This window comes from Streptomyces sp. NPDC003247 (genome assembly GCF_042888135.1).
Lineage (GTDB): Bacteria > Actinomycetota > Actinomycetes > Streptomycetales > Streptomycetaceae > Streptomyces.
In genome coordinates this window covers 419837-441691 of the sequence record NZ_JBIAPF010000007.1, presented here as the reverse complement: position 1 = coordinate 441691, position 21855 = coordinate 419837, and the positions used below count along the sequence as shown (strand labels likewise).

Here is a 21855-nt window from a genome sequence, read left to right as displayed (position 1 = left end):
CACCCCCGTGACCGGCGGCCCACGGTGCCCTCGTCATGCATATCCGGGGCCCGGTCCGCGCACAGCGTCAGATGACGCACAGCACCGGATCACCGAATGGCGTGCCGCGTCACGGCCATCACGCATGTCACAGCGGTCACTGCGGCCACGGCGGTTACGGCGGTTACGGCCGACCCCCGAGGTCACGCGCGGCCGCGGGTCATTCCTCGGCCCAGCGCCGGACTTCGGCGAGGTCCAGGACGCACGTCCGGCCGCGGCTGGTGGTGACCAGCCCGGCCTCCTGCATGGCGCGCAGCGAGCGCACCACCGACTCGCGGGAGACGCCCGCGGCGCCCGCGAGTTCCTGCTGGTTCATGCGGACCGCGAGCGCGCCGCGCGGATCGTCGACCGGCTCCCCGTGCCGTACGGCGGTGTCCAGGAGGACCCGGGCGAGCATCGACCGGGACGAGCGCGCGCCCTGCTCGGTGCGCATGGCGTCGGAGTCCCGCAGCCGCGCCACGACGCTGCGCAGCACGGCCAGGGTCAACGAGGCGTGGCTGCGCAGCAGTCGGTGGAACGCGTCGCTGCCGACCTTGACGCCTTCGAGCGGTTCGAGCGCCGTGACGGTCGCGGAGCGCCGGGTGCCGTCGAGACAGGAGAGTTCGCCGACGAGTTCGCCGGGACCGCGCAGGGCGAGCACGCTCGTGTAGCCGTTGTCGGACTCGGCGGTGACCTTGGCGAGGCCGCTCAGCACGAGCACCACGCAGTCGGGCGGGCCGCCCGCCCGCATCAGTGATGCGCCGCGTTCCCAGCCCCGGACCCGGCCGGCCGCGCGGAAGAGGAGCAATTCGTCGGGAGTGAAGGGTTCATGGCCCGTACGACGGCCCGCAAAAGATCTTTCCTCTGACACGAAAAGGCCTCCCCCACCCTGTCCGCGTTGACGTCAGCTTACGGAAATAGGGGAGTTGGCGTGCGCCGAATGACGCAGACCGATGAGCACGGTCGGGATACAAGTGGAAGTGGCCGTTCATACCGGCAGGGACGCAAGGAGGAACACGTGTCTGATTCTTCGGGAAACTCGCCGACCACCGCACCCCCGATATTCGCACAGGCGTCCACGGTCGAAACCGCCTGGCGCATTTACACGGCGCTCGCCGACTGGACGGGAAAGGTGGACACGAAGGCGGCATTCGCACTGACCGTCGAATCCGCGGCGCTCGCCCTCACGGCCGTGCTGCGTTCCTCGTCGCACTCCGGTCCCGGCGGGGCACCGCGGGTGGACGGCCTGTCCGCCCCGGTGCTGGCGACCGCCGGCATGGGGCTGCTGACGGTCGCCGCCCTGCTGGCCGTCCTGGCGGTCGTGCCCCGCCTGGGGAACGAGGGGGTCCCCCCGTCCGGACCGGGCTTCGTCTACTTCGGCGACCTGCGCGGCCTGGACCCCGACGAGCTCGCGCAGACCCTGCGCACGACGGACCCCCTCCCCGTGCTGAGCCGCCAGCTGGTCATCATGTCGAAGATCGCCTGGCGCAAACACCGCTGCACCCAGGCGTCCCTGGCCCTGGCCGCCGCCGGCCTGGTGACGGCGGCCCTGGCCGCGGCCGCGACGGGCTGACGGACACGGCGGGCTGACGGACACGGCGGCGCCGGGAAGCGGAGGGGCCTCAGCCGATCCGGGCGGGCGGGCGGGCCTCAGCCGATCCGGGCGGTCTCGCCCGGGACCAGGCGGTGGTAGCGCGCGGCGGTCCCGGGGCCCTGGTCGCCGAGGAAGCCGCCGACCATGGCGGTGCCGATGTCGTTGAGGGCGCCGTCGTGGATGGCGTAGGCGTCGCGCGGGGCGACCTCGCGAACGTAGTCGATCAGGTGGCCGACGGTCGACCACGGGGCGTGGACCGGCAGCAGCAGCGTGCCGACGGCCGCGCCGGGGACGGTCAGGGCGTCTCCGGGGTGGAAGAGCTCGTCGTCGACGAGGAAGCCGACGTTGGCGACGCGCGGGATGTCGGGGTGGATGACCGCGTGCCAGGTGCCGTGGACCGTCACGTCGAAGCCGGCCGCGGTGAACGCGTCGCCTTCCCCGACGGCGGTGACCCGGGCGCCGAGGCCGTCCAGTCGCCCGGCGACCGAGGAGTTGGTCCAGATCCGCAGGCGCGGATCGGCCTCGGCCACCCGGCGCAGCGTCTCCTCCGAGAAGTGGTCGAAGTGCTCGTGCGTGACCAGGACCGCGTCGGCGCCGTCCAGCGCCTCGGGCCCGGTCAGGCCACCGGGATCGATGACCAGTCGGCGACCGTCCTTCTCCACCCGCACACAGGCATGGCCGAACTTGGTGAGCTGCATGACCGGCTCCCTTTCCCTCACCGATGAAACTGTACAACTAGACTGTACAACTATGTTTCATGGCTCCGGCTAGGATGGACGCATGGACGAAGAGGCACTGGCCGAGCTGGCCGAGGAGCTGCGGCAGACGATCGGGGACCTGGTCCGGGCCGTGCGGGTCGTGGACACCATGCCCGCCGGGGAGGCGGCCGCCCTCGGCTTCCTCGACCGGGACGGCCCGTTGACCACGTCCGACCTCGCCCACCGGCGCCGGGTGACGCACCAGTCGGCCGCCAAGTCCGTCAAGGAACTCGTCAACGCCGGCCTGGTGCGCACAGAACTCCACCCCAGCGATGGCCGCAAGCTGCTGCTGCACGTCACCGACACCGGCCGCGCCCGCCTGCGACTCGAACGCGCCCGGCGCTCCCGCGCCCTCGCCACCGCCCTCCAGGACACCTTCAGCCCCGAAGAGCAAGGGCAACTGCACGACTGCGTCGTCCTGCTGTCCCGCCTGACCGCACACCTCACCGGAAGGTGACGGATCGACGCCCGACGCCCAGCGCCCGGCGCCTGACGCCGCCACGGCCGACGGGAACCGCTCCGTCCGGGCCTGCTGCGGGACAATGGCCCCATGAGCATCGTCAAGATCAACGTACTCACGGTCCCTGCGGAGCAGCGCGAGACGCTGGAGAAGCGGTTCGCCGCCCGGGCCGGCGCGGTGGAGGGCTCCGACGGCTTCGAGTGGTTCGAGCTGCTGCGGCCGGTGGAGGGAACCGACACCTACCTCGTCTACACGCGCTGGCGCAGCGAGGAGGACTTCCAGAACTGGATGTCCGGTCGCGCCCAGGCGGCGCACGGCGGCGGCTCCGGCGCCGGCTCCGCGGAGGGCGGCGAGCGGCCGAAGCCCGCCGCGACGGACGCGACGCTGTGGTCCTTCGAAGTGGTCCAGCAGGCGGCGCCGAAGCAGGACTGACGCCCGGTCGGGCCGGGGCGTCAGGCGGAGCCGGGGCCTCCGGTCCACCTCACGCCCCGGTTACGTTTCCCTCAACCCCTGGTTGCGGCGCGGTGATCGGGCGACCATGGGCACATGACTCTGGCCGAGCGTGCCCTGGAACGACTTCAAGTCTGGCCCGATCTCACCGCGGTCGACGCCAGTTGCGGGGCAGGGCGGGCGATGCGCTCCGTTCACAGCGAGATACTCCACTTCCACTCCGGGCACGACGTGGACCTCCACCTCACCGTCCCGGCGATCCAGCGCATACGTGACGACCTGCGGGCGTCGACGGCGGTCCGGGTGGTGCCGGGCTCCCGCTGGGTCACCGTCCACCTCGACTGCGACGCGGACGTCGACCTGCTGATGAGCCTGGTCAGCATGGCGCTCAAGGCACACCTGGCCGCCGTTCCGGGGGCCGTTCCGGCCGCCGGCTCCTGCAACCTGCACCGGGTGACGCTGGTGCCACGGGACGACCCCGACGACCGCTGACCGACCGGCAGGGCTCCGCATGGTGCTGAGCGGTCAGCCCGCCGCCTCCGCCGGGTCCACCAGTCCCGTCGCCCGGCCCCGCCCGTCCCACCGCACCTCCAGTACACGGTTGACCGCCTCCCGGTCGAGGGGCCCGAAGACGTGCGGGAACAGGACCCCTTCGGCGACCCCGGGCGGCGGAACGGGGTCCGGCGCCTCCCACGCGCAGCGCGCGGTGAGCCGGTCCTCGTCGAGGAGCACGGCCAGCAGCGGCCGGGGCGCACTGCGGTAGAAGAGGTTCACGACGGCGAGGGTCGTCTCCTCGTCGGGGGAGCAGTGGACGAAGCCGTCCGCCGCGAGCGAAGCGGGCGCGTAGGGCTCGCCGGGGTCCGCCTCCCACTCGCCCTTCGGTACGACGTGGTAGATCATCGTTCGGTTGTACCAGGCGCTGCCGGTACGCCGCTCATCCGGCCGCCGCCGTGGCCAGCAGCCCGTACGGCAGGAGGACCGCGGGGAGCGTCAGCAGGCGCGGCCCGAGCGGGTGCTGCCCTGCCCGGGGACGCAGCACGTCGAAGACCAGCACCAGCACCGCGACGAGAACCCCGGATCCGACCAGCCCGGCCAGCACGAACCCGCTGTTCTCGATCTGGTCGTACGTGCACCCGTCCAGGTCGCGCCGCGCCAGATCCCCGTTGTCGCAGTGCCCGTGGGCGGCGTACCAGCGGGCGCACACGACGAGCACGACCGTCGGTACGCCGATGGCCAGGTTCACCAGCAGCGCGGCGACGTAACCGCGGACGATCGCGGCGGGGGTGGTGGCGGCGGATGTGGTGGCGGGCATCCCGCCACCCTACGGGCGTGCGCCCTCCCGACCGCAGGAATGACTGCCGAGCGGGCCCCCTCGCCGTAAGGGGCGTGTGTCAGGGTCGGCCGTCGGAAGCGGGGAGGCCCACTCCGCCCAGGACGGTGAGGTCGGTGCGGCGCGGCGGGGACGACAGCAGCGCGAGGACGTCCGCGGGCTGGGGGCCGTCGGGGCGCGACGGAGCTGCGAGGGCCGCCTGCGCACTGGCCTCGTCCCGCCAGACCTCGGTGACGTGCACCGTGTCCGGGTCTGCCGCGTCCTGGCTGATCAGGTAGATCTCGCAGCCGGGGAAGCCGTGCAGCCCGTCCGCGACCCTCAGCAGGACGGCGGCGAGTTCACCGCCCTTGCCCGGGTGCGCGGTCATGGTCATCAGTCTGCCGATCATGTTCAGACCAGGGTGGTGATGCAGAACGGGTGGCCGGCGGGGTCCAGCAGGACCCTCCACCGGTCGGGCCGGGGCTGGGTCGGGGGCTCGACAGCCCCCAGGGCCAGCAGGTGCGCCTGCGCGGAGTCCAGGTCGTCGACGCCGAGTTCGAAGTGGGCCTGCTTCTCCTGGGAAGGGTCGGGCCAGGTGGGGCGCCGGTAGTCGGCCAGGCGGTTGAACCCCAGTCCGGCCGAGCCCTCCCGGCCGAGCAGGACGAAGTCGTCGCTGGAGTAGGCGACGGGCAGACCGAGGGCCTCGCCGTAGAAGCGGGCCAGTTCGGCGGGGTCCGGGCAGTCGAACGTGACGGCCGCGTAGCGGATCGCGGGTGCGGACGTGCTTCCAGTGCTCATGAGGAGGACGCTATGACGGGACCAGGACAGTTTCGGTCCTGGTCGTGCGGGACACTTCCCGATGTGATCAGCACATCCGCCCGCCTGCTGCGACTGGTGTCCCTGCTGTCCGCGCGGCCGTCGTGGACCTGCGGCGAGCTGGCCGACCGGATGGCGGTCACCGAGCGCACGGTGCGGCGGGACATCGCGAGGCTCCGGGAACTCGGCTACGGCGTCGAGTCCGACCCCGGGCCATGGGGCGGTTACCGCCTCCGTGCCGGATCCCGCGTGCCGCCGTTGATCCTCGACGACGAAGAGGCACTCGCCGTGGCCGTCGGGCTGCGCGAGGCCGCGCTCAGCGGCGTCCTCGGCGGCGACCAAGCGGCACTGTCCGCACTCCTGAAACTACGTCAGGTGCTCCCGGGCCGGATCGCCGACCGACTGGGCGAGATGGACGCCGCCTTCGTCCACACCACACGGCCCGACGCGCCGCAGATCGCGCCCGGCATGCTGCTGGACCTGGCCGGCGCGTGCCGCCGGGCGGAGCGCTGCCGCCTGTCGTACCGCGACCGGGAGGGGACGGCCACGGTCCGGGACGTCGACCCCTACCGCCTGGTGCACACGGGACGCCGTTGGTACTTCGTCGCGCGGGACGTGACGCGGGACGAGTGGCGCACCTTCCGGGCCGACAGGGTCGGCCGGATAGAACCGACCGGGCGCCCGGTGGAACTCCTCGACCCACCCGACCCGGCGGCGCTCGTCTCCCGCTCCATCGCGACCGGCGCCTACCCGCTCCACGTGACGATCCGCCTCCCGCTTCCCCTGGACCAGGCGCTGCGACTGATCCCGCAGACGGTCGGCACCCACCGCCCGGATGGCCCCGACGCCACGCTCGTCGACATCGGCGGCCCCGACGCGGACGGCCTCGCCAGGTACCTCCTCAGCCTGGCCACACCCCTGCGGGTCCTGACCCCGGACGCCGTACGGGAAGCCCTGCTGCACCGCACCCGGGAACTGTTCGAGGAGAACGCGAACGGTCAGCCCCGGTAGAGAGACGTTGTGGCGGCAGGGAGCTCAGGAGATGAGGCGGCGGGTGAAGCCTTCGCAGATGAGGGATTCGTACGCTGCACGCACGTCCTCCGGGACCTCCTGCTCGATGGCGAATCCGAGCTTCGGATACTCGATGACCCGCTGAAGATCGCCGACGAGCATGTCCAGGACCAGCTTCTCGTCGCCGATGGACTTCACGTAGTCGTCGAACTCAAGCGGCGCCGAAGCACAGAGGATCTCGACGTCGGGCCACAGCTTGCGGGCGGTCGCGAACGACCGCCTCTCCATATAGGGCTTCGAGACCAGCAGCACCCTGGTCGGGTGGATGCCGGCCGCCGCTAGGACCTCACGGGACAAGGTGATGTTCTGTCCGGTGTTGCCCGCGTTGGGCTCCAGCAGGATCGCGGCGGCGGGGACACCGAGATCGATGGCGTGCTCGCGGAAGTGGACGGCCTCGCCGCGCGGGAAGACCTTGGCGGTGGTGCGGCTGGTGCCGCCGGTGAACACCAGATGGGGGAAGAACCCAGCGCGATACAGCTCAGCGGAGCGGGCCGCGACGCCGAGGTCGTGGCTTCCCAGCCCGATCGCCACGTCGACGGGCCGCAGCTCGTGGTGCATCCGGTGGTAGTCCCAGATCAGCTCCGCCGGGCGCCGCTGGCCTTCGGTGATGACCTGCTGATCGTCGCTCACGCGTGTTCTCCCTGGTCAGCGTTGCCGAGGCCTAGCGCGCCTCAGGTCCGGGCCGCGGCGTACCGGACGAAGTCCGCCCAGGGCCGGGGCGCGAGGGCGAGGCGGGGGCCGTCGGTGACCTTGGAGTCGCGGATGTGGATGGTGGTGGGGGTGGGGGCTACTTCGAGGCAGGAGTCGCCGTCCGGGCCGTCGCTGTAGCTGCTCTTGAACCAGGCAAGCGCTACTTCGACGCAGGAGTCGCCGTCCGGGCCGCTGCTGTAGCTGCTCTTGAACCAGACCAGTGAGGGGACCTTGCGGATCATGTCTCTCCCAGCAGTTGCTCGACGAGGGCCAACGACTCCCTCGGAGGGAGAGCCTGAGCCCGGATGGTTCCATACCGCAGCTCAAGAATGCGGAGCTGCTTGGGATCAGTGAGCCGACGGCCATTGAACGCGCCGTCGGAGCGTCCAACGCCCGTACCGTCCTCGAACTTCAGCAACTCGATCCTCCCGCTCAGGCCGGGATGGGGACCGCTGTCGAGCGGCATGACCTGGAAGGTGACGTTTCGCATCTGCCCTACCTCCAGCAGTCGTTCGTACTGCCGCCGCCTTGCCATTGTGTCCCCGATGCGACGCCTCAGCGTCCCCTCTTCCTGAACAAAGCTGATCGAGGGAGATGGGTCCCGTTCATAGATGGCCTGGCGCCCCATACGAGCGGCCAGCACCCGCTCCAACTCGGTTTGAGAGTAGGGCGGCTGCCATACGTCGAACAACGCACGCGCGTGCTCCGGCGTCTGGAGCAAGCCGTGGATGTTGTTGCACTCGTACACCCCGATCTCGACCGCCTTGGCCTCCAACTGAGCCAGCGCCCGCACCTTCTTCGGATACTGGACCCTCTCCACATCCACCTTCATCGCCGAGAGCAGCCCACCCGCCCCCAGCACCTCGTCCGCCTTGTCCAGGTACTCCGGCCGGGGAATCCGCTTGCCGCCCTCGATCTTGTAGACGAGATCCTCGCCGTACCCGACCGCCGCCGCGAACTCGGTGGCCCGCATGCCCACCGCCTCACGGCGGAGCCGCAGTTGCCGTCCCACGGTCGCGACGACCGCGACGCCCCACTCGTCGTCGGGGTCGACCTCCCACCCCGGCTCGTCCGCTTCCCCCTTGAGGCGCGCCGCCTCTCCGTCGACCAGCATCCGGTCTCCCCTCTCCGCCCCGCCGACATGCCCGGACACGCCCGGACAAGCGACCGACAGTGACCCTACGTATCGATGTCGTCACTGTTCACGGTAGGCGAGCCCGGCCACTCTGGGTGATGTGATCCACGAAACACACCAACTCGACTCGCCCCTCCGCCACTTCCACGCGCAGCTGTCCCCCACGCCCCGAGGGGCCCGCCTCGCCCGGCTGCTCGCCACCGAGCAACTCCGCAGCTGGGGGCTCCCGGTCGACCCGGCGGCGCTGATCGTCGCCGAGCTGGCGGCCAACGCCGTCACGCACGGCCGGGCCGACGGCCGCGACTTCCGGCTGCTGCTGTACGTCATCGGCGACACCCTGCGCATCGAGGTCTCGGACACGCGCGGTGACCGTACGCCGTGCGTCGGGCAGGTGCCGCCGGACAGCGAGTCAGGCCGGGGGCTGGTTCTCGTGGACGCGCTGGCGGAGCGATGGGGAGTGAGCGAGGGTCCGGCGTCGCGCAAGACGGTCTGGGCCGAGGTGTCTCTGGCACCGGAACTCGCGTCCCCGTGCTCCGGTGACACGGGCGGTCTTTTTTAAGAACCACCAGGGTGAAAGAACCTCACCAAGCCCCACCCCTCCCGCCCGCGCGGCAAACTCACCCGGGTGGGTGAAAATGCCAACTCGGCGGGGTTTGGGGGGCATTGCCTGCCCTACGCTCAGCGCGACGACACAGCAGACATGCGTCGGCCCCCGCCGGGACTGCCATCCCAGTGCGAGGGCCTGACCACCGAGGAAGGCAACAACTTCCCCAATGGGTATCGAAAACCCTAGCGCGCCCCCGCCCGCCCAGTCCCGGCTTGGTGCCAACCACCACCCGAACCGGCGGCATTCCGGCGGACTCCACCACGAGAACGCCCGCCACACCACCCACTTCACGGTGGTCGGCAACCACCTCGCCCAGCACCCCGAGCTCTCGCTGCTGGCGATCGGGCTGGGCGTCCACATCCAGTCGCTGCCCAAGGGCGCCCACGTGGACATCAAGTCCCTCACCGCCCGCTTCCCCGAGGGCGCGGCCCGGATCTCCGCAGCCCTGCGGGAGCTGGAGGCGCACGGCTACCTGCGGCGCGAACGCACCCGCGTGCCCGGCGGCCGGATCGTCACCCGCACGATCTCCTGCAACCGGCCCGGCCACCACCGTCAGACCACTGCGGCCGACGACCGCCGCCCCGCACCCGCACCCACGCGGCAGCGCCCGCCCGCCGCTCCCCGCAAGAAGGCCCTCCCGGACGTCCCCCGGCCGTCCTTCCCCGCCGCCGCCCTGCTCCAGACGGCGACGGACCTCCTCGCCTCCCTCCGCCGGCTCGACTCCCGCCTCCTCTTCTCAGCCGACGACACGGCCCACCTGGCGCCCGGTGTCGCCGCCTGGCTGGAACGCGAGGTCACCCCCACGGCCGTACGCCACGCCCTCGCCTTCGGCCTCCCCGAGGAGCCACTGCACCGCCCCGCGGCCCTCCTGGCCCACCGCCTCACCGCCCTGCTCCCCCCACCGCCGCCCGTCCGGCCCTCCGGCCCGCCCCCACCCACCCGACACCCCTTCCAGACCTGCCCCGGCTGCGACCGCCCCTTCCGCGCCCCCGAGCCGGGCCGCTGCCGCGACTGCCGCGACTGCCGCGATCACGTTCACTCGGATATCTGAATGCACGGTTCACCCCTCTCGCGCTCCCCGCTACTGGTTCCTCGTCCCGCGCGGACCCCTGACGCGCTTCGCGCCGCCCTCGCCGTCGTCGCACCCGGCCGTCTGGCAGAGATGCAGGCCACGAAGGACGAGGCCTTCGCCAGGGCAGTCGAATGGCAGTCCCTCAGCCCGGTGTGGAGCTGGGTTCTGACCTGGGCCCGGGACATTGAGATCGCCCGCCGTCCCGACCTCTCCAGCCGCTACGCCCGTGCCAAGAGCAACCTGGAGCACGAGGACGTCGTCGTCGCGGAGGAAGCCCTGGAAGAGCTGAGCGCCGTACTGGACGAGGCGATGAGCGCGGTGCGCAAGTGTCCTGGAAGTGGGAGTACGCCTTCGGCGTCGAAGCCCCTGGGCACAGACGACGAGGAGCGAGCGCCATGACCATCGCCCCGGACGACGCGCGGCAGGGCGCCTCCCACCGGTACCGGGCCATGCGGGATTTCGTTCAGTCCATGGACGACACCCTCCCCGGCAAGTTCGAGGTCACCAAGGAAGGAATCGTCCACGACATGAGGGCCCCCGTCGGCCCCCACGAGCTGACCACCCTGCACCTGCGGAAACGCCTCGAAAAGGTGACGCCGGACGAGATCGTGGCCCACACGGGTGTACCGGATGTCGAGGACGAACCCGAGGGGATCACGCGCCACCCCGACGTGATGGTGATCGCGGAGGCGGAGATGGAAGGAGAGGGGTCCTTCGACCCCCGCACGCTCATCGCCGCCATCGAGGTCGCCTCCCGCTCCAACCCGGACAACGACTGGGTCACCAAGATGCGCGACTACCCCCTGATGGGCGTGCCCGTCTACGCGGTCTTCGACCCCCGTACCGGCACCGGCGCCGTCCTCTCCGACATCCACCCCACCCCCGACGGCCCCCGCTACGCGACCCGCAAGGACTTCGTCTACGGCGAGGACGTCACCGTCGCCGAGTGGACGATCTCCACGGAGGGGCTGCCGCTGTACCCGGACCCGCCCGCGGCGACCCGCGCACACCCCCGCTGACCCGCACCGATGACCTTTTGTCGTACACGAGTTGAACACTCGACGCTCAGCCCCCGCGGGCGGCCCGCCGTTCCTACGCTGACGCGGTGCGAGGACAGCGGCAGACGACGGACGACCGTCACGGCATGGGCACCGAGCGGGCTCCCTGGGCGTCCCGGACGTCCCGGCCACCGCGCTCGGCCGCGCCTCCCCTGCTCGGGCTCCAGCAGACGGCGGGCAACGCCGCCACCGCACGCGCACTGAGCGCCGGCGGCCCCTCCACCGCGCGCGGCGGACCGCCCCTCGAAGCGCTCACCGAGGTCGCCGACGACTCCCTCGAACTCCCGCCGTACCTCAAGGACATGGACGCGCCCGGACTGTCCTCGGCGTACGGGCTGAGCGGGCACGAGTTCGTCGCCACCACCCTCGTCACCGTCGTCGGCCACCGCGACGAGACGATCGACGACATCGCCGCCGAACTCGCCGGACGCCCCGAGAGCTTCTACGGGCAGGGCCGCGCCTTCGCCGTCACCGGGCCGCGCGGCCGGGACCGCTACGACGTCACGGTCACCGTGACGCCCACCGACGACGACCGGCCCCCGACCTTCGCCCCCAAGAACCCGGACGCCGAGGGCACGGCGACCAAGGTGGACGTGCACCACAACACCTCCGCCACCGTCGCCCAGTCCACCGGCTCCTCCGCCGCGAAGGGCGCCGCCTTCACCGCGTTCGGGCTGGCGCCCGTCGCCCCCGGCGTGTGGGCGGGCGGGGCGGTGACCGCGTCCGCCCAGCCCTGGCAGTCCTCCCGCGACTCCCGCAGCCAGCGCAACGTCGCCGAACCCCGCGTCCTGCGCAGCGACAAGGGCACGGTGGAGGTGCCACGGAAGGTGCGCTACGGCGTACGGATCGCCAAGGACGGCACCCCGGGGGCCCAGAACTTCGCCGCGACCGGCGGGCTCACCATGCGGGTGCCGACCGAGCACCTGGTGCCGGTGTCCATGGGCGCCCCGGCCCGGCCGCGCCGGGTGAGCGCCGCGACCGCCCGGCGGGTGTCGCTGGCCGACTCCATGGCACCCCTGGCCGTCGCCGACCGGGCCGCGCCGCACGGGGGCGGCGGCGGGCTGTTCGACGCGGTCGCCTCCGTACTGCCCCCGTCCCTGACCTGGCCCGGCGCCCCCGGCCGGGCCCGGCTGTACGAGGCGACGGCTGCCTCGACCGTGCTGGAGGACATGCCCCGGCTGCTGCGCGACGGCGTCGTCGGCGAGGACCTCACCAGCCGGGACGGCCAGACCACCGGCACCTACCGGATGCGCGCCGCGATCACCGCGCTGGCCCCCGGCTGGGGCACCGGCAAGACCCAGCTGCGCACCCACCAGCAGACCCAGCAGTCGGTGACGGACACCGCCGGGAAGGGCCGGGGCGGCATGTTCGGCGCCGGTCCCGCGATGGGCGTGGGCGTCCTGGGCAACGCCGCCGCCGTACGCGGCACCGTCATGCCGATCACGGGCGCCCGCAAGGCCCGGTTCACGGTCGCCGACCAGACCGTCTCCAGCCGGCAGGGCGCGGAGGTCCGCGGCGACAAGGTCCTCTACCTGGGGACCGTCCGGTTCACCGTCGAGGGCAGCGGACCCGAGTCGCCCCTGGTCAAGGGCGACCGTACGGCCCACCACTCCATGAAGGTGTGGATCACCCTGCGCGCCGACGAGGCCCAGGAGCTGGGGCTGCCGCTGCCGGACGGGGTCACCGCCGGGGACTTCCTCACCCGGCCGGAACGGCCCGCCGACGACCCCAAGGGCAAGGACAAGGGCAAGGCGAAGGGCAAGGGCGCCAAGGGGCGGGCACCGGTCGGCGTCCGGCAGGGTGAAGCCGGGAGTTCCACCGGGCCGGGCACCCTCGCCGGGCAGGAGACCGAGGAGGCGGTGGACGCCGTCGACGCCGTGGAGGAGGCGCCCGAGCACATCGTGCGGCACCTCCCCTTCGGCGCCATGGGGTCGAGTGTGGCGATCAGCCAGCTGGACACCGCGCCGATGATGAAGGCGGTGCTGGGCCTCTTCGCCACCGACCCGCGCCTCGCCGGCTACCTGCCCGCCTTCGGCGCCGAGCGGCAGGCGGGGAAGGTCAGCGCGGAGGAGGCGGAGGTCCAGCGGCGCAACTACCGCGAGCTGGTGACCGTCCTGTCGGAGACCAACCTCCGCGTCCACAAGGACCAGCTGCTGTCCACCGGCGTACGGGTGCGGCTGCGCCGCAAGAGCACCTTCCACGCGCACGACGTGCAGCTGCGGGTCACCGGCTCGCTCCGGGAGACCGGCTACCTCGGCGACGCCAAGGACTGGCTGGTGCGCAGCCACACCGGCGTCACCACCAGCGCGCAGAGCGGGCGGGCCAGCTCCCGCACCATCGGCGGCATGGCCCTCGGCCAGTTCCGGCTGATCCCCGGCGCCCTCACCGCGTCGGTCCGCGCCGACAAGACCCGTACGACGACCCGGCGCGGGCAGGCCGGGCCGACCACCCGTACCGACGTCCTCACCAACGGCTCCGAGGACGCGAGCGCGTTCGGCGCGGCGCTCGGGCTGAACGTCGACGTCACCATGACGAGCCGGCAGCGCAAGGCGGCCCGCGCCGTCACCTTCGGCGCCCCCGGCCACGACGTGCCGGAGGCCACGACCCTCGCCGGGCTGCGCCTGGACGAGCAGGACGTACGGCTGCTCACCCCGACCGCGTTCACCCTCGACGACGACGGCAAGCAGCGGCTGGACGACGCGACCGCCGCGCGCACCGCCGCCCACCGGGACGTCCGCACGGACTTCGCGGCGGCCGGCATCGGCGACCTCGCCGGGCTCGCGCCCCGCCAGATGGGCGGCAAGGGGGTGCGGGACTGGACGCTGGTGGAGACCGTCGGCGACGGGCAGCCCGTACGGGACCTGGCGTTCGAGCTGCTGGCGAAGGCCGCCGCCCGCAACAAGGAGGCGCGCGAGGACCGGGCCCTCCAGACGGAGGGACTGGCGCCCCGCGTCACCCTGGAGGACCGTTTCAGCCCGCAGGCCCTCACCGCCGCGCTGCGCCAGGGCGTCTCCGCCGGGTGGGTGGTGAAGAACCTGCGCCACCCGCGCCGGCTGAACGGGCTGACCGGCGCGGTCGGCACCCGGTTCGCGCTCAGCGGAGCGCGGGTCGTGCACCAGGGGACGGGCCCCGGTACCGAGACGTTCGTGCTGGGCGGCCACCAGGTCACCGGCCAGGAGGGCAAGAACTACGGAACGTCCGTGCAGGGCGGCCTCATGGGCTCGGAGAACGGCCCCGAGTGGCGCCTCGGCCAGGGCGTGTCCGCCGGCCGCAGCCTGGGCTCGGGCGACACCTCCGCCCTCACCCTCTCCGGCACCGTGGAACGCAACGCCCACACCTCCCGCAAGAGCCCGCTGTACCTCGTCCAGTGCGACCTCGTGCTGCGCATGGTCGCCGAGGTGGCGGTCACCGGCGGCGGCCCGTACGTCGCCCGGGGCGGGCGCACGGCGCCGGGCGCGGTGGCCGTGTGGATGACGGAGGCGCAGGTGCGGGCGGCGGGGCTGCGGCTGCCGGGGGAGACCTCCGCGGCCAAGGACGGCGGCAAGGGCAAGGGCAAGGACGCCGCGCCCGCCGGGAAGGACGGCACGTCCGCCAAGGGCAAGGAGACCGCCCGGGACGACGGCACCGCGCGGGGTTCGACGGCCGGGGGCGCCCCGAAGTCGGCTTCCCTCGTCCCGCCCGCTCCCGTTCCGGACCTCGCCCAGGGGCTGCCGCTGGGCTTCGGGATGATCGAGGACCTGCCCGACTTCGTGCCGCTCCTGGAGCGGCTGCGCGGCCGGCTCGACCGCTCCCTCGCCGACGACCTGCTGCCGCGCACCCAGTCGACGGACCGCAACGACAACGTGCAGCGGCTGCTGCGGGTCCTCGACCGGGACGGCTCGGCGGGCCTGCTGTCGAGCGCGATGGACGGCGGCGTGGGCGTCGAGCTGTTCGACGGGCGCAAGCGGCCCTACCGGGCGGTGTTCCACGTCCGGCGGACCGGGCGGGGCAAGTACGCGGAGACGGCGTCCGACGGGCGGGACATGGAGTACATCACCTCCGCCGCCGCGCAGCGGGCCTCCGCCCACGACGAGAGCGACTCCCGGGGTGTCGAGGCCGTCCTCGCCGGTGCCGGGAAACCCGACGGCGGCGCCGGACAGCTGAAGAACGTCGGCGGGGCGGCCGGCCTGGGCCTCGGGCGGAGCGACGCGCGGCGCACCGCGTCCGCCGGACGGGCCCAGCTCGGTGTCAAGACGGTCGCCGAGGCGTCCTCCGCGTCCTCGTCCCGGATGAGCGTGCCGATCGACGCGACCCTGGAACTGTGGAACGGCAACCGCCGGATCGCCCTCACCGGGCTGACCGGGCTGTCCCTGACCCACCGCGTCCTCGACGCCGATCTCCACGCCCTGTCCCGACTCGCGCCGCCACCGCCGCGGCAGGTCGGGCGGCGGTCCGCCCCGGCCTCCGACGCGCGCGCCGACCGGCTCGGGTCCTGGCGGGCCAACGGCGTGCGCCTGCCGATGGAGTCGCAGGTCAACGGCTTCCAGGGCACGCCCAGGGTGCAGCAGGCGGTCGACGACGCCGTCCAGCGGGCCGGCGGCGGCGACCGCTTCCGCACCGGCGGCGAGGCGGCCTTCCACCTGCTGCGCGAGGCGGTCTCCACCGAGTGGCTGATCGCGGCGCTGCCCCTGCTGACCTCCGCGGGCGTGGACCTGCCGCCGGTGCACGCGACCGGCGCGTCCGGCCAGGACCTGCGCGCCTCGCTGCACGCGCGGCTGCGCGAGGGCCGGGTGCTGGGCGTCGGCGACACCATGACCTTCGAGACGGTCGCGCAGAGCGGCCTGGACGCGCCGCGCCCGACGGGCGCGGACGGGCAGCAGGCCAACGAGCACGGCTCGTCGGCGCGCGGTCTGTTCGGCGCGGGCGTGCTCAACGCGGACGAGTTCCGCATGAACCAGCTCCTCGGCACGGTCGACGGCTCCGGCAGCGGCACGGCGACCGCCGCGAACGCGGCCGGCTCGATGCCGATGCACAAGCCGAAGTTCAAGTCCGTGCTGGTGCAGTTCACGCTGGACGTGCGGGTGGTGGCGCGGGTGACCGACCGGGTGCGCGGCGGCCGCCCGTCGGTGGCCGTGCAGGAGGTCACCCTCCCGGCCCCCGTCGTGATCCGCATGCCGGACCCGGCCGTCCGCCGACTGCTCACCGATCCGGCGAACGCGGGACGGCTGAGCGACCCGGACGACCGGCTGGGCCTGCGCGCGGCGGCCCGGGCGACACCGCCCGAGGGGGCCTGAGGGCGTCCGGTACATCTGGTACATCCGGTGCGTCCGGTGCATCCGGTGCGTCCGGTACGTCCGGGAGGGCCGGCCGCCCGGTGGCGGACCGGCCCCCGTCGGTCACCCGTACATGGCCGTCGGTCACCAGTACATGACCGACGCGTTCCCCGCGCCCCACGTGGAGTACATCCGGAGGCGGAGGACGTAGCGGCGGCCCGCGAAGAGTTTGACCTCGAACTGGCCGTTGCGGTCCTCACCGCTGTCGTCCTCGCCGGTGACGAAGCGCAGGTCCTGTTCCGCCCCCTCGAAGAGGACCATCCGCACGTCGGCGTCCCCGAAGGTACTGAACCGGTACTTCTGGCTCTTCTCCGGGACGATCTCGAAATCGGCCTGCTCTCCGGTACCGAGGCCGAGGACCGCCGACCGGAACGGCTGGAGCACCTCCATGTGCGGAGCCAGCGGCGGATACCACGTGCGCACGTACTCCTTGTCCTGTTCGGACAGCCCCCGCGGGGAGGGAATGCCGTTCCGGTACTCTTCCGGCCGCTTGATCAGACCTGGCCCGAACCCGTAATGCATGATCGATGTCGGGTCCCAGTGCGAACCGCTCACCTGGTCCGCGGAGAGTTTCCGGACGATGTTGTGGTAAGTCGTCTCCCGCGGCCAGAAGTTGGGCGGGCCGCCCATGTACGCGTACAGTTTCGGCTCGTCCCACTCGATGCCCGCGAACGGATTCTGGTGTTCGTGGCAGCAACCGAGCGCGTGCCCTATCTCGTGCCGGACCGTGGTCTTGCCGTAGGGCGAGGTCGGATCCCATCCGAAGTTCATCGTGGCCTCGTCGACACCGATGCCGAGACAGTCGGTGCCGACGTACGACCAGGATCCGTCGTCGGCGAAGGTGATCCGGATCTCCGATTCCGCGGGGTTGTCCTCGGGGCGGAAACGCAATCCGATCCCGAGGTCCTCCCACTCCTGGAAACCGTTGTGGACCTCGGCCAGCCACGCCTTCTCCACACCGTTGTCGGCGCCGTCGAGGAAGCAGTACCGCAGCGGTGTACCGTTCACCCATTTCGAGTGGTTCTGCAGTATCGCTCTGGTCCGCGGAAGGCTGAGGTCCGGGCGGAGCGCGGGAATTCTCTGCGGAGGCTGGGCGCAATACCGCGGAGTTTCGTTGTCGTTCTGAGCGACCATGACGATTGCTCCTGGGTCCTGCTCGTGGTCGGGGCTCACAGATCGACGTTCACGCCGCCGGGGAAGGCGTACGTGTCGTGCTCACGCATCGTCACCGTCTTCCACGCGGCGGTCGAACCGATCCCCAGGCAGGAGTCGAACGGGTAGAGGTAGGTGTAGACGGGCCCGTAGCGGCCCTCCCACTTGTTCCCGTCGTCGGATTCGGCGTACCAGTAGAAGAACTGGTTGTTGTTGGGCGCGATGAGGATCCGCTCGTAGGGCTTGATGCGCCACCAGCCCATGGTCCGGTAGTTGCCGTAGGCCCCGCAGGCCTGCGAGTCCCAGTACATCCCGACGACCTGGATCGTCGAGGAATGGCTGTTGCGGAAGTACGGCATGGTCATGCTCCTTGCTGTCGGGAGGCGTCCACGTGCTCGCGCCAGCGCTCCGCGAGCGTGGTCCGCGGCACGTCCTCCACCGCCACGACGGGAGGTCGCCGCACCGCCGTGGCCTCGTCGGCGCCGGCGGCCGGCGCCTCGTCGTGGGCCGTCGAGTCGAGCCCGCCCCGGGCGTCCTCCTCGGGCGCCTCCTGGAGGAGTTCGACACCCGGCTCGAAATTCTGGAGCGGCGCCGGGAATCCGGTCGGTTGATTGTTGGACATGTCGAAACACCCCGTCGCTTTCCCCTGGCGCGGGTATCCCGAACCCTTCCGCAGCGAAACTGATCGACCTTTGAAGGGCCCGGCCCGGCCCGGCCTGTCGTGCGATCTCGAAACGTTCAACGGGTGATTACCGTCGTCTGCCGCAGAATCCCCGCCGAACTGATTCCCCTACCACCGATCCTGCTCCAGGTCCTACCGTTCTGCATCCCGGGAACGGCGTTCACCGCAGCAATTCATGACACGACGAAGGAGACACCGTCGCCTTTTTGAATTCATCCGGTTCGGGATCGTGACGGCCACTGCGGCTAGGGGCGGGCCAGGGCCTCCCGCAGCTCTCCGCGCCGCCGTATCCCCAACTTGCGGTAGGCGCTGGTCAGATGGGTCTCGACGGTGCGGCGGGCCACGTGCAGGGAGTCGGCGATCTCCGTGTTCGTACGGCCTTCCGCGGCGAGTTCGGCGATCCGGCGCTCGCTGGTGGTGAGGGCCGCGGAGCCGGTGCGGGCGGTGCCGCTGCGGCGGGCGCCGCCCGCGCGCAGGGCGTGCTCGGCCCGTGTGCGCAGACGGACCGAGCCGAGGCGTTCGGCGCGCTCGGCGGCCTCGCGCAGGCTCTCCCGGCCCCGGGCGCGTTCCCCCGCGGTGGTCAGCAGCAGGCCCCGGGTGAGCAGGGCGGCGATCAGTTCGTCGTCGGCCGGTGACGTCCGCAGCAGGGCGACCGCCTCCTCGGCGAGCTCCAGGCCGTGCCGCCCGCCGGTCGCGCGGGCCAGGACGCGCAGCGCCCGGCCGACCGTACGGGGGGTGTCCCAGACCCGGGCCAGCCGCAGCTCCTCCTCCGCGAGCGCCCGCGCCTCCCGCACGGTGCCCAGGGCGATCTGGCACTCCGCGGCGGCCGAACGCCACGGGGTGACGACCGGGCTGAGCACGCCCCGGCCGGACTGGCGGCGGCCGCACTCCAGGAAGTCGTGCAGGGCGCCGGTGGCGTCGCCCTCCGTGCGGCGCAGGACGCCCCGGGCGTACAGGAAACGGTTCAGCTCCCAGGAGTCGTGGGCCGCCCGCAGGTCGAACCCGTGCGCGAGACGCCGTGCCTCCGCGCTGCGGCCGGTCTCGACGAGGGCGAGCAGGGCGTGGGCGTCGGCGTTGGTGGGACCGGCGTCCACAGGTGCGCGGCCGGCGAGGAGCAGGTCGTACCGGCCGCGGGCGGCGGCGACGTCCAGGCGGACGTCGTGCAGGGCCCGCTGCATCGGGTGCAGCAGGGAGGGGAGCTGCCCGGCCATCCCGCGCTCGGCGAGCCGCTCCGCCTCGTCGAGCTCGTCGGCCCACTGGGCGACCGCGGCGGCCGTACCCAGCAGGAACGGCTCGGCCAGCGGGTCCGCCGGCTCGGTCAGCAGCGTCCGCAGCCGGGCCATCGCCGACCGGGCCGAAGAGGCCCCGGCGGTCGCCGCGTACCGCACGAGCAGGGCCTGGCCGGTGGCGCCGACGAGTTCCGGTGAACGCCCGGCCGCGTCGGCCAGCCACCGGTAGGCCTCGCGGCGGACCGTCTGGTCCCGGTCGGACAGCAGCGCGGACGCCGTCCGCACGGTCCGCACCAGCTCGGAGTGGCCGGCCAGCCGGTCCTCCAGCCGGTTCAGCACGTCCACCGCCGTACGGACCTCGCCGCGGGCCGCGAGCGCGGTGCCCAGCGCGATCGCCGTCCGCACCCGGTCGCGGGGCTCCGCCGGCAGGCTCAGCGCCTCGGCGAGACGCGGGATGCCGGCCGGGGCGCCCGCCGAGGCGTACTCCAGCGAACCGAGCTCGGTCAGCAGCCGTTGCCGCAACTCGTCGGAGAGCGGTTCGGCCAGGGCGCGGCGGAGGTAGGCGACGGCGTCGCCGGGACGGCCCTCGCGGACGGCGACGGCGGTGGCGTACCGCAGCACCCGCAGCGCCCAGGGCAGGCCGACCGCGCCGCTGCCCAGCAACTGCCGCGCCACCGGCTCGGCCCGGTCCCCGCGCCGCAGCATCGCCTCGGCCACCGCGAGCCGAGCGGCCCGGCGACGGGCGGTCGGCCAGCCCGCGAGCACCGCGTCCCGCAGCAGGGGGTGCGCGAAGCGCGGCCGTCCGTCCGCGTCCGGCCGCACCACCCCCAGCCGCGTCATGGCGGTCAGCCAACCGGCCACCCGGACGGGATCGGCACCGGTGGCATCGGCGAGGAGAGCGGCCAGGGCGGGAGCGGGGGTTGGGGTGGAAGCGGGGGCCAGGGGGGCGCCTCGGGCGGGGGCGCCGTGGGCGGGGGGCGGGGTGGTGGCGGCGCCATGCGCGACGGGTGCGGCGGTGGCGCCATGCGCGGGAGGCGGGGTGGCGCCGTGGGCGGAACCCGACGCGCCGTCACCGGCGGGCGTCGCACCGGCGAAGCCCGCAGGCCTTCCGACGGCGGTGCCGGTCCCGTCGGCGGGGGCCGGAGGAACGACGGAGGTACCGGCGCCGTAGACGGAGGAGGCCGGAGGAATGACAGAGGCGTCGGTGCTGTAGCCGGAGAAGGCCGGAGGAACAGCGGAGGCGTCGGTGCCGTAGACGGAGGCCGGGGGACCGACGGGGGTGCCGGCCGCGTCGGCGGGGGCCGGGACGCCGAACGGTCCGTCGGCGGAGGACGGGACGCCGAACGGTCCCTCGGCGGGGGACGGGACGCCGAACGGTCCCTCCGCGGGGGACGGGACGCCGAACGGTCCCTCCGCGGGGGACGGGACGCCGAACGGTCCCTCGGCGGAGGACGGGACGCCGCCCGGCGCGGGGGCCTCGGTGAACGCCGGACCGCCGCCCGGCGCGGGGGCCTCGGCGGTGGGCGTCCACGAACCCTCCAGTGCCGCCAGTGTGCGGGCCACCTCCGCCGTCGCCGGGCCCGCGCTGTCCAGCCACCACGAGACGGCCGCCGGGTAGGCGCCGGGGTACAGGGCGGCGCAGGTCGCCGGGACGGCCGTCGGGGGCGGGGTGCCGTGCAGGTCCTCCAGGAGGGCGCGCAGCAGCAGCGGGCTGCCGGCGCCCGCGCGGACGCAGTCCGCCGTCCACCCGTCGGGGGCGGTGGGGAAGGCGTCCCGGACCAGTCGGGCGGCGGTGGCGTCGGTGAGCGGGGCGAGGGTGTGGGTGCGGACGAGGGACGGGGAGAGGGCATGGGTGAGGCCCGCGGGCTGCGGGTCGACGTCGTACTGGCTGCGTTCGGTGGCCACCACCAGCACCGCTAATCGGTCGACGCGCCGGGCCGCCTCGGCGAGCCAGCGGCGGGAGGCCCCGTCGGCGAGGTGGACGTCGTCCACCGCGACCAGCAGCGGCGACTCGGCCGCGTACGCGCGCAGCACCCGCCACAGCCGGGCCGCGCTGCCCCGGTCGTCGGCGCCGGGCGCCATGTCGGCGAACTCCGGTACCGGACCCAGGAGATGGAGGACGGAGGAGAACGGCACGGCGGTGTCCTCGGGGGAGCAGCGGGCGCGCAGCACGCGCAGGCCGCGACCGGCCGCGTGGGCGACCGCCGCCTCCAGCAGTGCGGAGCGGCCGGTCCCGGTGGCCCCGCGCAGCAGGACGAACCGGCCCGCACCGGCGCGGGCGCGCTCGGTCTCGGCCGCGAACAGCGCGTACGCGTCCTCGCGTTCCCGCAGCGGTCCGGTCATGCCTGCCTCCTGGGGTGGACGGGAAATCCCGCGCACGGGTTCCGACGGGGGCGTACGGTCGTTGTGGCGATGCTCACGGCGGACTCCGGACGGTCCCCC

The 21855-nt window shown here is 73.0% G+C and carries 22 protein-coding genes and 1 pseudogene; 10 read left to right on the top strand and 13 right to left on the bottom strand.

From position 1 onward, the window contains the following. Positions 1–199: 199 nt before the first annotated feature. The gene (locus ACFYWQ_RS25515) at positions 200–826 is read right to left on the bottom strand and encodes a Crp/Fnr family transcriptional regulator (RefSeq protein WP_389519174.1); all 627 of its coding nucleotides are present in this window, start codon (positions 824–826) and stop codon (positions 200–202) included. A gap of 210 nt (positions 827–1036) precedes the next feature. On the opposite strand from ACFYWQ_RS25515, the gene ACFYWQ_RS25510 reads away from it, so the two are divergent. Continuing rightward, on the top strand, positions 1037–1591 hold the full coding sequence (locus tag ACFYWQ_RS25510; protein WP_389519173.1) for a Pycsar system effector family protein: 555 nt from the start codon (positions 1037–1039) through the stop codon (positions 1589–1591). 77 nt (positions 1592–1668) lie between these two features. On the opposite strand, the gene ACFYWQ_RS25505 is transcribed toward ACFYWQ_RS25510, so the two are convergent. Next, complete coding sequence (locus ACFYWQ_RS25505; RefSeq protein ID WP_389519172.1) at positions 1669–2310, bottom strand: MBL fold metallo-hydrolase; 642 nt, start codon at positions 2308–2310, stop codon at positions 1669–1671. An 82-nt stretch (positions 2311–2392) separates the two neighbouring features. Between ACFYWQ_RS25505 and ACFYWQ_RS25500 the strand changes: the two genes are divergently transcribed. The 3 genes from ACFYWQ_RS25500 to ACFYWQ_RS25490 all read left to right on the top strand — a co-directional run bounded on the left by ACFYWQ_RS25500 (position 2393) and on the right by ACFYWQ_RS25490 (position 3772). Continuing rightward, a complete protein-coding gene (locus tag ACFYWQ_RS25500; RefSeq protein ID WP_389519171.1) occupies positions 2393–2827 on the top strand; it encodes a MarR family winged helix-turn-helix transcriptional regulator in 435 nt (144 codons plus the stop codon). Positions 2828–2920: 93 nt separating this feature from the next. Then, a complete protein-coding gene (locus ACFYWQ_RS25495) occupies positions 2921–3262 on the top strand; it encodes an antibiotic biosynthesis monooxygenase family protein (protein ID WP_389519170.1) in 342 nt (113 codons plus the stop codon). Positions 3263–3376: 114 nt separating this feature from the next. Then, positions 3377–3772 carry a luciferase family protein gene (locus ACFYWQ_RS25490; protein ID WP_389519169.1) on the top strand — a complete coding sequence of 132 codons (396 nt, stop codon included), beginning with the start codon at positions 3377–3379 and terminating at the stop codon, positions 3770–3772. Between the two features lie 33 nt (positions 3773–3805). Here the strand turns inward: ACFYWQ_RS25490 and ACFYWQ_RS25485 are convergent, their stop codons facing one another. From ACFYWQ_RS25485 to ACFYWQ_RS25470, 4 genes are all read right to left on the bottom strand, one after another. Then, positions 3806–4180 (bottom strand): DUF952 domain-containing protein, encoded by a 375-nt coding sequence (locus tag ACFYWQ_RS25485; protein WP_389519168.1) that lies wholly within the window; start codon positions 4178–4180, stop codon positions 3806–3808. 34 nt (positions 4181–4214) lie between these two features. Beyond that, positions 4215–4592 carry a hypothetical protein gene (locus ACFYWQ_RS25480; RefSeq protein WP_389519167.1) on the bottom strand — a complete coding sequence of 126 codons (378 nt, stop codon included), beginning with the start codon at positions 4590–4592 and terminating at the stop codon, positions 4215–4217. Between the two features lie 79 nt (positions 4593–4671). After that, positions 4672–4998 (bottom strand): putative quinol monooxygenase, encoded by a 327-nt coding sequence (locus ACFYWQ_RS25475; protein WP_389519166.1) that lies wholly within the window; start codon positions 4996–4998, stop codon positions 4672–4674. Between the two features lie 2 nt (positions 4999–5000). Then, entirely contained in the window at positions 5001–5387 is a 387-nt protein-coding gene (locus ACFYWQ_RS25470; RefSeq protein ID WP_389519165.1) for a VOC family protein, read from the bottom strand. Between the two features lie 63 nt (positions 5388–5450). Between ACFYWQ_RS25470 and ACFYWQ_RS25465 the strand changes: the two genes are divergently transcribed. Then, entirely contained in the window at positions 5451–6416 is a 966-nt protein-coding gene (locus tag ACFYWQ_RS25465; protein WP_389519164.1) for a helix-turn-helix transcriptional regulator, read from the top strand. A 24-nt stretch (positions 6417–6440) separates the two neighbouring features. Here ACFYWQ_RS25465 and ACFYWQ_RS25460 read toward each other — a convergent pair whose 3' ends face one another. From ACFYWQ_RS25460 to ACFYWQ_RS25450, 3 genes are read right to left on the bottom strand one after another with little or no spacing between them, the layout of a single operon-like run. Then, positions 6441–7106 (bottom strand): YdcF family protein, encoded by a 666-nt coding sequence (locus tag ACFYWQ_RS25460; RefSeq protein WP_389519163.1) that lies wholly within the window; start codon positions 7104–7106, stop codon positions 6441–6443. Positions 7107–7147: 41 nt separating this feature from the next. Beyond that, positions 7148–7408 (bottom strand): DUF397 domain-containing protein, encoded by a 261-nt coding sequence (locus ACFYWQ_RS25455; RefSeq protein ID WP_389519162.1) that lies wholly within the window; start codon positions 7406–7408, stop codon positions 7148–7150. Continuing rightward, on the bottom strand, positions 7405–8280 hold the full coding sequence (locus ACFYWQ_RS25450) for a helix-turn-helix domain-containing protein (protein WP_389519161.1): 876 nt from the start codon (positions 8278–8280) through the stop codon (positions 7405–7407). Before ACFYWQ_RS25450 ends, ACFYWQ_RS25455 begins: the two co-directional genes overlap by 4 nt. A 121-nt stretch (positions 8281–8401) precedes the next feature. Between ACFYWQ_RS25450 and ACFYWQ_RS25445 the strand changes: the two genes are divergently transcribed. The 5 genes and pseudogenes from ACFYWQ_RS25445 (at position 8402) to ACFYWQ_RS25425 (ending at position 16311) form a co-directional block, all read left to right on the top strand. Continuing rightward, positions 8402–8860: an ATP-binding protein gene (locus ACFYWQ_RS25445; RefSeq protein ID WP_389519160.1), complete on the top strand. Its 459-nt coding sequence runs from the start codon at positions 8402–8404 to the stop codon at positions 8858–8860. A gap of 214 nt (positions 8861–9074) precedes the next feature. Further along, positions 9075–9959: a helix-turn-helix domain-containing protein gene (locus ACFYWQ_RS25440; protein ID WP_389519159.1), complete on the top strand. Its 885-nt coding sequence runs from the start codon at positions 9075–9077 to the stop codon at positions 9957–9959. Next, positions 9960–10304: pseudogene (locus ACFYWQ_RS25435) on the top strand (hypothetical protein); the annotation flags it as partial. Between the two features lie 71 nt (positions 10305–10375). After that, entirely contained in the window at positions 10376–10999 is a 624-nt protein-coding gene (locus tag ACFYWQ_RS25430) for a Uma2 family endonuclease (RefSeq protein ID WP_389519158.1), read from the top strand. An 86-nt stretch (positions 11000–11085) separates the two neighbouring features. After that, positions 11086–16311, top strand: a complete 5226-nt coding sequence (locus ACFYWQ_RS25425) for a hypothetical protein (RefSeq protein WP_389519157.1) — start codon at positions 11086–11088, stop codon at positions 16309–16311. A 123-nt stretch (positions 16312–16434) separates the two neighbouring features. Here ACFYWQ_RS25425 and ACFYWQ_RS25420 read toward each other — a convergent pair whose 3' ends face one another. The 4 genes from ACFYWQ_RS25420 to ACFYWQ_RS25405 form a co-directional block, all read right to left on the bottom strand. Further along, positions 16435–17358, bottom strand: a complete 924-nt coding sequence (locus ACFYWQ_RS25420; RefSeq protein WP_389519156.1) for a M12 family metallopeptidase — start codon at positions 17356–17358, stop codon at positions 16435–16437. A gap of 161 nt (positions 17359–17519) precedes the next feature. Further along, positions 17520–17861, bottom strand: coding sequence for a hypothetical protein (locus tag ACFYWQ_RS25415; RefSeq protein WP_389519155.1), 342 nt, complete (start codon positions 17859–17861; stop codon positions 17520–17522). A gap of 2 nt (positions 17862–17863) precedes the next feature. Beyond that, positions 17864–18124 carry a hypothetical protein gene (locus ACFYWQ_RS25410; RefSeq protein WP_389519154.1) on the bottom strand — a complete coding sequence of 87 codons (261 nt, stop codon included), beginning with the start codon at positions 18122–18124 and terminating at the stop codon, positions 17864–17866. A gap of 305 nt (positions 18125–18429) precedes the next feature. Then, positions 18430–21756 (bottom strand): AAA family ATPase, encoded by a 3327-nt coding sequence (locus ACFYWQ_RS25405; RefSeq protein WP_389519153.1) that lies wholly within the window; start codon positions 21754–21756, stop codon positions 18430–18432. Positions 21757–21855 lie beyond the last annotated feature (99 nt).